This window comes from Paenibacillus agilis, assembly GCF_007786455.1.
GTDB classification, from domain to species: domain Bacteria; phylum Bacillota; class Bacilli; order Paenibacillales; family Paenibacillaceae; genus Paenibacillus_B; species Paenibacillus_B agilis.
In genome coordinates, this window is sequence record NZ_VNJK01000003.1 from 413,098 (window position 1) to 426,476 (window position 13,379).

Sequence of the window (13,379 nt, forward strand, 5' to 3'; positions counted from 1 at the left end):
TTTTGTGCAAAGGAAACAAAGATTTGGAATGTGCGTAAGTCCATTGACAAACACTATATATTGATATAAATTTGATAATGCACTCTAGATATTGTTACGGATATACATTTCAAACGTATAGACAGCAGCGTTCCTGTCAGGAACAATGATCTATGCACGATCGCTTCGAATGGAGCCTGAAACACTCCGTGAGAAGACGGAAGGAGATACGATTAAGATGTTAGTTGCCTATGATTCCAGAACCGGAAACGTACGGAGATTTATAAATAAATTGAACCTGCCTGCGGTGCAAATCGACGATAAAATGACGTTGGACGAGCCGTTTGTGCTTATTACCTATACAACAGGATTCGGAGAGGTGCCAGCTAAGGTACAATCCTTCTTGAAAAATAACTATGCTCGTTGTGTTGCTGTTGCAGCCAGCGGTAATCGCAACTGGGGCGAGTGCTTTGGTCGCAGTGCGGACATTATAGCTCGTACGTATGGTGTGCCTGTATTGAGCAAGTTTGAATTGGCAGGTACGACACAAGATGTAGAACGGTTTAAGCAAGGTGTTTCCCGTTATGCGGGCTATCAAGAGGAGGTGAGTGCAGTTGCGTCATATTGAACTAAACAACTTGTTAATGCAGCGCGGAGCTGATGGCTTCTTCCGCTTGGAGCGAGATAAGGAAGCTGTACAGGCATTTATGGAGGAAGTATACGCGAAGAGTATTTCATTCGCCAGCTCAGCAGAGAAAGTTCGTTATATGATTGACAATGATTATTACGAGGATGTTTACGCGACGTACTCGTCGGAAGTTGTAAATGAGATTTATGAAATTGCACATAGCTATAATTTTCAATTTCAATCCTACATGGCAGCATCCAAGTTTTACACAGACTATGCGGTGAAGACGAATGACCGCTCTCAATACTTAGAACATTACGCAGATCGTGTTGCAATCGTTGCTTTGCACTTGGCACGAGGCGATGAAAATATTGCTCGTGAGCTGACAAGAGCGATGATGGAGCAGCGCGTACAGCCTGCAACGCCTACATTCTTGAACGCAGGAAAGAGCCGTCGCGGTGAGATGGTATCTTGCTTCCTATTGGAAATGGACGATGCGCTTAACTCGATTAACTTCGTGCTCGGCACGTGCATGCAGCTCTCGAAAATCGGCGGTGGCGTAGCAGTTAACTTGTCGAAGCTGCGTGGACGCGGTGAGCCAATTAAAGGCGTTGAGGGAGCAGCGAAAGGCATTATGCCTGTTCTTAAGCTGATGGAGGATGCATTCTCCTATGCGGATCAGATGGGACAGCGTAAAGGCTCTGGTGCAGCGTACTACAACATCTTTGGCTGGGATCTCATGGAGTTCCTGGACAGTAAGAAGATTAATGCGGACGAGAAGACACGCTTGAAGACGTTGTCGATTGGCCTAATCGTACCGAATCAATTTTATAAGCTAGCGGAACAGAACAGACCGCTTCATCTATTTGCACCATATTCCGTGTTTAAAGCATACGGCGTTCATTTGGACGATATGGATATGGATGAGATGTATGAGCAACTGCTTGAAGACGATCGTGTTCGTAAAAAAGAAGTGATGAGCGCACGCGAAATGCTAACGAAGATTGCGATGATCCAGCTTGAATCTGGCTATCCGTATATTATGAACAAGAGCAATGCGAACCATGCTCATGCACTTAAAAATATCGGTTCCATCAAAATGTCCAACCTGTGCACAGAGATCTTCCAACTGCAGGAGACATCGGAAATTACGGATTACAACCAAGAGGATATCATTCGCAGAGATATTAGCTGCAACCTGGCTTCTTTGAACATTGTTAACGTAATGGAGCATAAGAAAATTAAGGAATCCGTACATGCAGGTATGCTTGCACTGACTTCGGTTAGTGACATGACTCGTATCGAAAATGCACCAGGTGTTGCCAAAGCAAACAGTGAGCTGCATTCCGTCGGTCTTGGCGCGATGAATTTACACGGATTTTTAGCTAAAAATAAAATCGCTTACGATAGCGCAGATGCGAAAGAATTCGCACGTACCTTCTTTATGATGTTGAATTTCTATTCCCTTGAGAAGAGTATGGAAATCGCGAAAGACAGCGGCATTACGTTCCAAGGGTTTGAGCGTTCTGACTATGCAGATGGTTCGTATTTCGAGCGTTATGAATCAACAGATTACCGTCCGACTTCGGACAAAGTGAAGCAGTTGTTTGAGGGAATGGATATTCCTAGCGCAGCAGAGTGGCAGTCGCTTAAAGAAAACGTGCAAAAGCATGGACTGTATCATGCTTACCGTTTAGCAATTGCTCCAACACAAAGTATTTCGTATATTCAAAATGCGACTTCCAGTGTTATGCCGATTGTAGAGCAGATTGAGACTCGTACGTATGCGAATTCAACAACTTACTATCCGATGCCTTATATGAATTCAGAGAATTTCTTCTACTATAAATCAGCTTATCAGATGGATCAGTTTAAAGTGCTTGATCTTATTGCTGAAATTCAAGTGCATATTGACCAGGGTATTTCTACGGTACTGCACGTGAATAGTGACGTAACGACGCGCCAATTGGCTCGCTATTATATTTATGCGGCGAAAAAAGGCTTGAAGTCGTTGTACTACACACGCACGAATCGTTTGTCTGTTGAAGAGTGCATTAGCTGCTCCGTATAATAGAACGATCATTAAACAGGCAACGAATGAGAAGGGAGCAACGGAATTGAGCGTCATGAAAGCTGTCAATTGGAATCGTCCTGATGACGATTTTACAATTACATTTTGGAATCAAAATATTATGCAATTTTGGACGGATGATGAAATTCCCTTGTCTGATGATAAAATGTCTTGGCTGACATTGAACGCGGATGAGCAGGATTTATATATGAAGGTACTTGGAGGGCTCACGCTGCTTGATACGATTCAGGGCGGCGTAGGTATGCCAAAAATTTTGGACCATGTTGAAGGCTTACAGCGTAAAGCGGTGCTCGGGTTCATGGCGATGATGGAGCAGATCCATGCTAAGTCCTACAGCAGTATCTTTACTACGCTGGCAACGACTGAAGAGATCGATGGTGTGTTCCGTTGGGTAGAGGAGAATGCTTGTCTGCAGAAGAAAGCGGAGATGGTATCCGGCTACTACACGAACATTGAGACGAGCAAAGATTTGTACTTGGCAATGTGTGCTTCGGTATTGTTGGAAAGTTACTTGTTCTATAGCGGTTTCTTCTATCCGCTGTACTTGGCTGGACAAGGCAAGATGACAAGCAGCGGTGAGATTATCGACTTGATTCTTCGTGATGAAAGTATCCACGGACTTTACGTGGGTGTGTTGGCACAGGAATTGTTCGCGGAATTGAGCCCTGAAGAGCAAGATGCGGCTACAGCTGAGTTCCAAACGCTGTTGAAGGAATTGCATGCTAATGAAGAAAAGTACACGGAAGAGCTGTACACGACGATTGGTTTGACAGAAGAAGTGAAAACATTCATCCGCTACAATGCCAATAAGGCGTTGATGAACCTCGGCATGGAGCCAATGTTCCCAGAGGAAGAGATCAACCCAATCGTGTTCAACGGAATTAGCACGCGTACGAAGCAGCATGACTTCTTCTCGAAGAAGGGTAACGGATATGTGCGTGCGATGCATGTTGAACCACTAACAGACGACGACTTCCGCTTCTAGTTAAGAAGCGATATATAGCGATATATAGAAGTGATAATAAGCAGCTGTAAATACGAATCAGTTAAATAGTAAAAGCGTTAACGAGGCCACTAGAGGCTGATCTTGTTTGTGAGACAGGGATCAGTTCCATGGCAGGGCGTTAACGCTTTTTATTTATGTGTTTATATTTGTGTTTAGACCAAATAAATAGAGCTGCATGAGTGGACAGCGCCTAGTCTGTCTAGAATCGTGGCAATTATGCAGTTATTTTATTTGAAAATGTCCATATTCGGAGGATTATCGTCAAAAATGCATGTATTTAAGCGTCTTTCCCTATTTTAAGCGCATAATCGAGAAAATAACTGCACATTTGTCCTAATCTATCGCAAAATGACGTTTTCTACATAAAATAGATGCACTTTTGTCCGTACCGTGTAAGGTTTATTAGCTCGTTTATTACCTTTTATGTGTAGGATTAAAATCCAACGGTTATTTGTTCGCGCACATTATCTTCATCCCATGTGATTGTAAAAGTAACGTTTTTCTTGAAGGAGGCTAATTTCTCATCGGCGTCAAAGGCTACAAGATATCTCAATTCAGTCTCATCGTTACTCTTCAGATGAGAGCCTTTTATCCCGATGAAAGATGCATGAAAGTAGTTTAATGGAGTAGGTTCATTGATTTTTACGTCTAAGTTGGAAGCTTGTTTGATGCCTTCATTTTTTATTCGAACGATGATATCAAGAAGCTTGATGTCGCCAACGTTCTTAGACAATACAGACGGTTCGAGTTTCATAATCTCGTCTATATCTGATACTACTCTATAGTCGGGAGATATAAACAGCTCGGCGCCTTCTTTACTTTGTTCAATCCGATCTATTATTGTAGGGTGTTTCATATCATTCTGGGTGCATGCCGCGGTAACGAGTACTATTGCTAGCATCGATCCTAGTCGTAGGTATTTTTTAATAGCCAACAACCGCTATTCCTCCTCTATTTTGAACAAATCTATCACATCATTTGATCGATATTTAATCCTAAAATGGATGGGTATCAGCTTTTTCAACTTCCTTCAACACGTTAGAGGCATCTGAGATTTTTCGGAAAATGATGATCTTCTTCCCGCTACCATACTCCGCTATCTTTTGCTCAATTGCAGGCTTACTGTTTTTTCTAAAATTCCATACCCATTTTATAAACGCCCAATCCAGCTTTTCCTCACAGCCTTCATTCATATCCGTTCTTGTTTTTCCATGAAATTGGATACGTCTCTTAATGACTCGATAAGTGTTCAAAATGGGTGGGAGATCGAAAAATACGATGATTTCCGCTTCTTTCATTCTAATATCCAGCGACCTGTTATAGTTCCCGTCTATTATCCAGTCTTCCTCCTTCACAAGATTGGTCATAAACAAATTCCACTCTTCATTAGGTGTTGCAACCCAACCAGGTCGCCAGTAATAGGTATCCAAATGATAGATAGGTACATGTGTGAGAGTACCGAGCTTTCTGGCAAATGTGGATTTCCCTGAACCGGGAGATCCGATAATCATAATTTTCATGAGTAGGGCTCATCTCCTGTTCGGAAAAGGTAAGGGGTTTATATTCTATACTAGCTTCCATGGATGAACAATGTTTGTTTTTAACCTGAATTTAAACTTCAGGTTTCTCTTATTTAACTTTGGCCATCTAAACTTACATTATGGGAAGCAGAAAGAACAATTAGAATAAGCAGATAAATGAAAGAACAAATAATCGGATGAATGAAAGAACGATAGAAACCAATGATACATAACTATGAAAAAGGTGGGAATGAGAATGAACACAACGATGATGCAAGCTAATAATTCAAACAAAGTGTGGCGTGGACGCTTAAAGGCTATGCTGCTTACGGTAACGATGACGGCAACGGTAATGACTGCTTGGCTCGGTCCAGTTAGCTCTGTGCGGGCTCAATCAGCAACTGCGGGTGCAGTTGTCGCACAACAGGGAGTGGCTTCGGCGCAGCAAGTGACTGTACAGCCAGCTGCAGCAGACAAAGCACGCACTTATCCGCAAGCAATGGCGGATTGGACATCTTGGATCAAGGATAATGCTTATGCACTAGATTCCATTGAACCAGAAAAAATGGAGTTCGGCAGCGGTACAATTGCGAAAAAAGAGTTTGATGATTTACAAATGCTGAAGCCATTGCTGCAATCGAAACGAATTGTTTACCTTGGTGAAAGTACACATGGTGCGGCACAATTTAATAGTGTGAAAACAAGACTTATTCAGTTTTTGCATCAAGAAATGGGATATAACATACTTGCTTTTGAAAGCGGCTTAGGTGATGTTGCAGCTGCGCAAGGTAAGTTAACCAGCGGCACAGTAGAAGCAGCGATGAAACAATCCATTTTTCCAGTATGGTGGACAGAAGAAACATTGCCGCTCTTTCAATATATGAAAGATACACAATCCCAAAAGCAGCCGCTTCGTATGGCAGGCTTTGATATGCAGGATTATAAATTCAAAGTAGAAGATTGGCTACATGACGAGGCTCTCGTTAAAGAATTTAATGAAGCAGAGAAGCAGCTGCGTGAAGCGGGTGACGATCTGAAAGCCTATCAGAAGGTAAAGCCTAATGCGATCAAGACCTTTGAAAAGGTGAAGCAGCAGGTGAAACCGAGTGCAGAGCGCTTGAAGAAAGCATATCCAGATGAGCCTCATATTGTTAAGTTGATGGAGCGTGCGTTGAAGGTACAGATTGACGTTATTAACGAATATAATGAGCTGAGCATTCGTGGTCAGGTAGATGCGACGCAAGGTAAATACGATACGATGCTGCAATCATTCGCATGGCGCGATAAAATGATGGCGGCGAATCTGGTGTGGCTCGCAGAAGAAGTATATCCGACAGAAAAAATCATTGTATGGGCACATAATGATCATATCCGAAAAGCTCATTCCGAAGTCGAAGGCACGCCATTCACAGTGAAGTTTATGGGAGAATTGATGCCGGAAGATTATAAGAAGTACAGCTATGTTCTTGGACTTTATATGGCTAGCGGTGAGACGGCTGATAATGGTGGCAATAAGAAGGATGTTGTCAAATTTGAGCCAGGTTCGATGGAATCGATTCTGTCTGCATCCAATCAGCCATATACGTTCGTAGATTTGCGCTATCAGCGTGAGGCACGGGGGAACTCTTGGATGTTCGAACCTGTAACTACTTACAGCTGGGGATCAATGCCGGAGAGTATGAACGTGCGTGAGCAATACGATGGGATTTTGTTAATTGATAAAGTTAAGGCACCGAAATATGTGAAATAGATGAACTAGATAATTTGATAGCATCTAGGTAAAGTAAGCGCTGAATCAGATGAGATTCAGCGCTCTTTTGTGTTTAGTAGTGGATATAACAAGGATAAATGTTAGATACCACGTGGACAAAAATATGAGATAAGAGAGAGGTAAGTTGATATTCGTTAGTTGTTTGCTTTCTGCGAAGTTTGTGGTGTGAACACGTTACCTAGAACAGGCTGTTCTTGCTCAATTGCTTCTCGCATCCGCTCCAATGCTGCTTGTGTTCCCTCGTCTAGCTGCTCCCAGTTCGTATTTGCTTTGAAATACATATACGAATACAGTCTACGATAATTCAATAGGAATGGAATCTGTTCAAGCTGCTGCTGCGTTAATGGCTGATAGGTAGTGGCATATCCTTTGCTAAATGAGTCCATAAATGATACTATCCAGTGTGCTTTTTCTGCCGGATCGGAAATACACGCGAACTGCATAGAGTGATAAAGAGTGATGGCGATATCATAGCTGTACCAATGATAGAGACAGTCGCCAAAATCGAATAAGACGAGCTCTCCTTCATGTACATAGAAGTTATGTGGATGCAGATCATGATGGACAAGACCATAGCTGTTTGGATCAGTCGGCCAGCTTTTCAGCTTGTTCACATAGGTAGTCCATTGTGAAAGAACTGCGTTGCTAACAGGGGGAGGAGAATGAATGAACGCCTCATCATACCAATCTATTCGTCTACTAGCGCCTGTTACAGTCTCCATTTCTGCTGCTGCACGATGCATATTTCCCATTGCTTCTCCTATTTTGTAGAATAGAGCATTGTTCCATGCTTCCTCTTGCTCGTCTTGGAGCAGCTTGCCTGCTGCTTTCTCGTAAACGACAGCTAAATAATCCCCCACATCCAGCTGTATTTCCTCAACCCATAGATCTTGCCGTGAGTAAATAGGCATTGTAATCCGAATTCCCTGCTGCGACAAATAGGCCATCCATGTTAGCTCACCAACTAGCTGTGAGTGATCGTTAGGAGATGTGTACGTATACAATTTTAAGATTACCGTTTCTTCATTCCGCTCAAAAGAAAATACATTGTTAGCAAATCCGCCGAGCGCCTGAATGGAAGAAGGATCGCCGCCATATCGTCGACAAGCTTCTTCTAATAAAGATGAGGACCAATTGTTTTGTTCCAATACCATCCACCTCCATGGATGAAGCGTAGCATAGATGAATGATGGATATCAAAGGGTGGCGTTGCCCCTAGTTGTTCTAAATTCAAATGATGATTCTGTAGGTAGATGTGTCTCCTAGTTATATTTTTAACCTGAATTTAAACTTGAAGTATCTCCCATTTAACTTTGGGGGTCTAAACTTACATTATACGAGCAACAAGAACAAGATAGTTGAACTAGTAGATTAACGTAATGGTAGAAAACGATTCATACATACATCACTTTTAGAAGAGGGGATTGAAGATGAGCACGATGATGATGCAAACTAACAATTCAAATAAAGCATGGCGTAGACGCCTGCAAGTAATGCTCTTAACGGTAACGATGACGGCAATGGTTATGACGACTTGGCTCGGGTCTATTAGCTCAGCTCAGGCACAAGCATCAGCAGCGCAACCAGCACAGAAATCTGAACAAGCAGCGAAACAGGGTGAGCAAGCCAAAGGACAGGTTGAGCATAAAACAGATAGTAAAGCTCGTACCTATAAGGAGTCTATCGCAGATTGGAAGAAGTATGCGAATGACCATGCTTATGCTCTGAAATCGATTCAACCGGAGAAGCGGGTGAATGGCTCGATACCGGCAAGTAATTTTGAAGACCTCGATATGTTAATTCCTTTGCTAGCAGATAAGCGCATTGTTTACTTGGGTGAAAGTACTCATGGTGCTGCAGAATTTAACTCGGCGAAGACGCGTTTGATTCAATATTTGCATCAGCAGCTTGGCTATAACATGGTTGCGTTCGAAAGTGGTCTTCCTGATGCAGCTATTGCTCAAGGGAAAATGAAGAGTAAGTCGGCTGAAGATACGATGAAACGGTCTATTTTCAAAGTGTGGTGGACGGAAGAAACACTTCCTTTGTTCCAGTATATGAAGGATACGCAAGATAGCGAGCGGCCGCTTCGGTTAGTGGGCTTCGACATTCAATGGAACGCACCTCTCCTTAAGGATGCTGTATGGTTGAAGGACAAGCAACTTCAAGAGAAAGTAATAAAGGCAGAAACTGATTTACTCGAATGGAGAAACAGTAAAGATTTAGCGGGCTATCGTAAAGTGAAGCCAGAACTACTTAATTTGTATAAAAAATTATTGACGCAAGTGGCGGCTCACGAAGGCGCATTGAAGAAAGAATATCCGAACGAACCAAAAATTGTGGTACTGATGAAACGTGCGGTCGAGGATCGGATTCGCTTTATTAACGAATATGTTGAAATTAATATTGAAGGTAATATCGTCGTTGAAAAAGGAGACATGTTGGCCGTATTTCGTGCTACAGAATGGCGTGACCGTGCTATGGCAAATAATTTGATTTGGCTTGCGACAGAGGTATATCCAACGGAGAGGTTCATTGTATGGGCTCATAATGGTCACATTAGCAAGGCACAATCTCAAATTTACACTTTTGATGGCGCTCATAAATGGATGGGCGAGCTTATGCCGAAGGTGCTGCAGCGTCAAAGCTACGTGATGGGATTGTACATGGGGAGTGGAGAGTCAGCAGATAACGAGACTAGAGAAGCGATCCCTGTAAGTCCTTTGTTACCAGGGGCGTTAGAAGATATTTTATCAGGAGCGAAGCAGCCTTACACGTTTATGGATTTGCGCTACCGTGACAATGAGCGAGGAAACTCTTGGATGTTTGAGCGTGTATTTGCCTATGATTGGGGAAATATGCCGACTTTGATTGTACCGCGTCAACATTATGATGGTATTTTGCTTATCGATAAAGTAAAGCTGCCTCGTTATATTAAATAGTTGTGCAAGACATAGACAGTTAAATAGACAGTAAGATGTGGTAACTTGAATGGATAGAAATATCCTATTTCCAAATAAGAAAGCACAAAATGTCAAGACGGTCATCTTGTATAACTGCTAGGATGTAAGCAAGAAAAAAATACCGTATTTAGGGAGTTGAACCTTATGAAACCATCGAAATCAACTCACACATCCAAGCCGTTATCTACAAGATGTCGTCGTTTTGTTTTGCTTATGCTGACAGTGGCAGTAGCGTTAACATCCGTAAGTTATGCTGTAGCACCGAGCAATATTGCTTCTGCTCAAAGTAATCCGGAATCCAAGCAGGGAAAGCACAGTGAGCAGCAAGCAGATCAAAAAGCAGACCAAAAAGCCCGCATCTATCCGGAGGCTATTGCCGATTGGAAGAAGTATGTGAGTGACCATGCCTATGCTTTGAAATCGATTCTGCCAGAGAAACGAGTAGATGGAGCAATTCCAGAAAGTAATTTTCAAGATCTTGATATGTTGATTCCCTTGCTAGCGGATAAACGTATCGTCTATTTAGGTGAGAGTAGTCATGGAGCTGCTGAATTTAACTCAGTCAAGACGCGTCTGATTCAATATTTGCATCAGCAGCTTGGTTATAATTTTGTTGCCTTCGAAAGCGGTCTGCCCGATGCAGCAATAGCGCAAGGTGAAATGAAGAGCAAAACGGCTGAAGAGACGATGAAACGCTCTATTTTCAAAGTATGGTGGACGGAAGAAACACTTCCTTTGTTCCAATATATGAAGGATACGCAGGACAGCCAGCAGCCGCTTCGTTTGCTAGGCTTCGATATTCAACTACAGACTCCGCTCCTTAAGGACGCACAGTGGTTAAAAGATAAGAAGCTCCAAGAAGAAGTTATGCAGGCAGAAGCTGATCTGTCCAAATGGAGCCGTGGTAAGGATTTAGCGGGCTACCGTAAGGTGAGGCCAGAACTTCTTACTTTGTATAAAAAATTATTAGAGCAAGTGGAATCTCATGCAGACGAGCTAAAGAAACAATATCCGGATGAGCCCAAAATTACAGTGCTGATGAAACGTGCGGTCGAGGATCGTATTCGGCTTATTAACGAGTTTGTTGAAATCAATATTAACGTTAATATTGATACTGAAAAAGGTAATATGATGGCGATGTATCGGGCAACGGAATGGCGAGATCGTGCCATGGCGAACAATTTAATTTGGCTTGCTACTGAAGCCTATCCAGAAGAAAAATTTATTGTTTGGGCTCATAATGCCCACATTAGCAAAGCGCAATCTCAGACTTATGTTCCTTTCACCCATAAGTGGATGGGCGAGCTCATGCCGAAGGAACTCCAGCATCAAAGCTACGTCATGGGACTATATATGGCAAGCGGGGAATCTGCTGATAATACAAGACAACCGATTTCGGTATTGCCTTTAATCCCGGGTTCTTTAGAGGATATTTTATCTGGAGCGAAGCAGCCTTACACGTTTATGGATTTGCGCTATCGTGATAATGAGCGTGGGAACTCTTGGATGTTTGAACGCGTAGTGTCTTATATTTGGGGAAATGGACCGTCTTTGATTGTTCCGCGTCATCATTATGACGGTGTCCTGCTTATTGATAAAGTTAAATTGCCGAAGTATTTGCCTAATTCCCCAAAGTCTTAATCAAATTTAATAGAATGATGCATTTATAAGAAAAGCGATAAGAGTTTCCGCGGATCAGCGGTTTTCTCTTATCGTTTTTTGCATGATCATTCGTATTCATATGGTGAACATAAGTATCACGATTGCTAGCAGCGTCGTGGCAATGAGCCCAATGAATACGGGAATCAGATTGCGCCGCGCGAGCTCGAAGGGGCTGACGCCGCAGATCGCAGCCGCTGGAATGAGCGCCCACGGGATAAGCGTTCCGCCGCCAACCCAAATCGCGGTGACTTGACCTAGGGCGGTCAAGGTAGCAGTGCCTCCATCGATGGCAATGCCGAATACGCTGGCAACTGATCCTGCTAGCGAAATGCCAGAGAAGCCCGAGCCGTCCAGGCCTGTAATCGTGCCAACGGCGGTCATCGTGATGGCACCAACTGCGGGATGAACAGGTACATTGTGGGCCAGTGCAACGCCCAAGTCATTGACGATGCCATGCGAGCCGACAGGCAGCACCGAACCGTACAGTTCGATCAAAGCCGCATCACCAAGATAAAAGAAGGCGGCAATGGGAATAACAGGGCCAAATACTTTAAAGCCAAACAGGAATCCATCTATAAGATGTGTTGTTGTCTGTTCTAGCCCTTTTCCACGATAAGTGAGCATGCAGATGAGTAGAAGAATAAGCACAGCGGTACCGCCGACAAGTGCGGTCGCTTCACCACCTTGAAGCTTATAGCGAAATAGAATAATGACATCGAGCGTGAAAAGAAGAACGATAAATATGGCGGATAAACGTTTTAGCAGTGGAGTGAGGGCATAAGTCCCTTTTAAAGAGGTATCGGTAACATAAGGGGCGTTAGTATCACTATTAGCATTATTAGCTTTACAAGTAATGTTAGTATTACTAGCGCTACTTGTATTTCGAGTATTATTAGCAGCATTACTTGTAGCACTAGGGCTATCAGAAGGAGGCCCAGCTTCCTGAGGAGCCGTATTATTTGAAACATTCGTATAATCTGCATCGCCTACCGTTTCGGAAGAATCTACTTCTGCATCTGTCGTACCGCTAGCAGGATGCAGCCGCCCTGATCTTATGTCTCGTCGTATTAGCCAAAAGGCGGTTCCTGTTGTCACCGCCCCCATTACCAAGACGAGCGGTAAACTAGCGCTAATGACGCTCTCCACGGGAATGCCTGCGGCATCTGCTGTCAACTTCGGAGCGCCTTGGATAATGAAGTCACCGGACAAAGCAATGCCATGTCCGAACAAGTTCATCGCCATGGCGACTGCGATTGGTGGCAGTCCAACCCGAAGCGCCGCTGGCAGCAGTACAGCGCCTACGAGTGCAACGGCAGGCGATGGCCAGAAGAAAAGGCTAATCGTCATCATGACAAGGCCGATTGTCCAAAAGGCCATGACAGGACTGCGCATAAAGCGTGTAAACGGAGACACTAGCGCTTCATGTATACCAGAAGCGAGTAGAACGCGGCTCATGCCAACGATGATAGAGATTATAAGAATCGTTGGCATAAGCTCTTTCATCGCGTATATGAAAGTAGAAAATATGCCACTGACCGCTGATCCAAGAGAGGAGGTAGCGATCCAGCCCAGCAGTAATATACCTACGATACAAACGAGTGTTGTATCGCGACGCATAATGAGACAGACAATAATAAGCATGATGAAGATGAGATAAATCCCATGCAGCCAAGTTAATTCCAACACAATACTCATACCTCCTCTAATTTGAATAGGCTTACATTTGGGTAATCCATCATATGCAAATGCCTATCTTTT

10 protein-coding genes are annotated in these 13,379 nt (G+C 43.4%); 6 read left to right on the forward strand and 4 right to left on the reverse strand.

Translation table 11 applies throughout. The features are described 5' to 3' along the window. Positions 1-217 precede the first annotated feature (217 nt). From nrdI to nrdF, 3 genes are read left to right on the forward strand one after another with little or no spacing between them, the layout of a single operon-like run. Positions 218-607 (forward strand): class Ib ribonucleoside-diphosphate reductase assembly flavoprotein NrdI, encoded by a 390-nt coding sequence (gene nrdI, locus FPZ44_RS20810; RefSeq protein WP_144993728.1) that lies wholly within the window; start codon positions 218-220, stop codon positions 605-607. Then, complete coding sequence (nrdE, locus tag FPZ44_RS20815) at positions 594-2,678, forward strand: class 1b ribonucleoside-diphosphate reductase subunit alpha (protein WP_144993518.1); 2,085 nt, start codon at positions 594-596, stop codon at positions 2,676-2,678. The genes nrdI and nrdE overlap by 14 nt, the downstream gene beginning before the upstream one ends. Positions 2,679-2,733: 55 nt before the next feature. Beyond that, positions 2,734-3,684, forward strand: a complete 951-nt coding sequence (nrdF, locus tag FPZ44_RS20820) for a class 1b ribonucleoside-diphosphate reductase subunit beta (protein ID WP_144993730.1) — start codon at positions 2,734-2,736, stop codon at positions 3,682-3,684. Positions 3,685-4,138: 454 nt separating this feature from the next. On the opposite strand, the gene FPZ44_RS20825 is transcribed toward nrdF, so the two are convergent. Together FPZ44_RS20825 and FPZ44_RS20830 are read right to left on the reverse strand one after the other, a co-directional pair. Continuing rightward, positions 4,139-4,639, reverse strand: coding sequence for a hypothetical protein (locus FPZ44_RS20825; protein ID WP_144993520.1), 501 nt, complete (start codon positions 4,637-4,639; stop codon positions 4,139-4,141). Positions 4,640-4,700: 61 nt separating this feature from the next. Continuing rightward, positions 4,701-5,225, reverse strand: a complete 525-nt coding sequence (locus FPZ44_RS20830) for a DNA topology modulation protein (RefSeq protein ID WP_144993522.1) — start codon at positions 5,223-5,225, stop codon at positions 4,701-4,703. A 256-nt stretch (positions 5,226-5,481) separates the two neighbouring features. Here FPZ44_RS20830 and FPZ44_RS20835 point away from each other — a divergent pair, with 256 nt between their 5' ends. Continuing rightward, positions 5,482-6,975, forward strand: coding sequence for an erythromycin esterase family protein (locus FPZ44_RS20835; RefSeq protein ID WP_261378451.1), 1,494 nt, complete (start codon positions 5,482-5,484; stop codon positions 6,973-6,975). Between the two features lie 155 nt (positions 6,976-7,130). On the opposite strand, the gene FPZ44_RS20840 is transcribed toward FPZ44_RS20835, so the two are convergent. Then, positions 7,131-8,144, reverse strand: coding sequence for a phosphotransferase enzyme family protein (locus FPZ44_RS20840; protein ID WP_186786166.1), 1,014 nt, complete (start codon positions 8,142-8,144; stop codon positions 7,131-7,133). Positions 8,145-8,426: 282 nt separating this feature from the next. On the opposite strand from FPZ44_RS20840, the gene FPZ44_RS20845 reads away from it, so the two are divergent. Both FPZ44_RS20845 and FPZ44_RS20850 read left to right on the forward strand, forming a co-directional pair. Further along, positions 8,427-9,938: an erythromycin esterase family protein gene (locus FPZ44_RS20845; protein ID WP_144993526.1), complete on the forward strand. Its 1,512-nt coding sequence runs from the start codon at positions 8,427-8,429 to the stop codon at positions 9,936-9,938. 165 nt (positions 9,939-10,103) lie between these two features. Continuing rightward, positions 10,104-11,600 carry an erythromycin esterase family protein gene (locus FPZ44_RS20850; RefSeq protein ID WP_261378452.1) on the forward strand — a complete coding sequence of 499 codons (1,497 nt, stop codon included), beginning with the start codon at positions 10,104-10,106 and terminating at the stop codon, positions 11,598-11,600. 96 nt (positions 11,601-11,696) lie between these two features. Here the strand turns inward: FPZ44_RS20850 and FPZ44_RS26555 are convergent, their stop codons facing one another. Beyond that, the gene (locus tag FPZ44_RS26555; RefSeq protein ID WP_186786167.1) at positions 11,697-13,316 is read right to left on the reverse strand and encodes a hypothetical protein; all 1,620 of its coding nucleotides are present in this window, start codon (positions 13,314-13,316) and stop codon (positions 11,697-11,699) included. Positions 13,317-13,379 lie beyond the last annotated feature (63 nt).

Excerpts from the sequence above, each read along its gene's own strand:
- nrdI (WP_144993728.1), top strand. The coding sequence starts at position 218 with ATGTTAGTTGCCTATGATTCCAGAACCGGAAACGTACGGAGATTTATA.
- nrdF (WP_144993730.1), top strand. The coding sequence starts at position 2,734 with ATGAAAGCTGTCAATTGGAATCGTCCTGATGACGATTTTACAATTACA.
- FPZ44_RS20830 (WP_144993522.1), bottom strand. The coding sequence starts at position 5,225 with ATGAAAATTATGATTATCGGATCTCCCGGTTCAGGGAAATCCACATTT.
- FPZ44_RS20835 (WP_261378451.1), top strand. The coding sequence starts at position 5,482 with ATGAACACAACGATGATGCAAGCTAATAATTCAAACAAAGTGTGGCGT.
- FPZ44_RS20845 (WP_144993526.1), top strand. The coding sequence starts at position 8,427 with ATGAGCACGATGATGATGCAAACTAACAATTCAAATAAAGCATGGCGT.
- FPZ44_RS20850 (WP_261378452.1), top strand. The coding sequence starts at position 10,104 with ATGAAACCATCGAAATCAACTCACACATCCAAGCCGTTATCTACAAGA.
- FPZ44_RS26555 (WP_186786167.1), bottom strand. The coding sequence starts at position 13,316 with ATGAGTATTGTGTTGGAATTAACTTGGCTGCATGGGATTTATCTCATC.